The following is a 298-nucleotide window of genomic DNA, read 5'->3' as shown; positions in this document are numbered from 1 at the left end:
GCCGATGGTGACAACTCGGACTTCCTTGCCGTACTTCTCACCAAAGAGAGCCATGGCTCCCATTTCCTTGGCGGTGTCAATGTCGGTCTCCACCGTTTCGATAGCGATGGCTTCCCAAATCTTTTCATTGACCTGCTGCTCGATGGCCCGCAGTTCTTCTGCTGTCACCGCTTGGAAATGGGTGAAGTCGAAACGCAGGAAGTCCACTTCATTGAGGGAGCCGGCCTGGGTGGCATGCTTGCCCAGAATATTGTGCAGGGCTGCATGAAGCAGGTGAGTGGCCGTGTGGTTTTTCATG

At 54.7% G+C, this 298-nt stretch carries 1 pseudogene; it reads right to left on the bottom strand.

Annotation, left to right across the window (positions count from 1 at the left end):
• Positions 1 to 298 (bottom strand): annotated as a pseudogene (gene alaS, locus STRDD11_RS13455) (alanine--tRNA ligase); the annotation flags it as partial.

Source organism: Streptococcus sp. DD11 (assembly GCF_001578865.1).
In the GTDB taxonomy this organism is placed as follows: domain Bacteria; phylum Bacillota; class Bacilli; order Lactobacillales; family Streptococcaceae; genus Streptococcus; species Streptococcus panodentis.
This window is presented reverse-complemented; position numbering and strand designations above follow the sequence as displayed.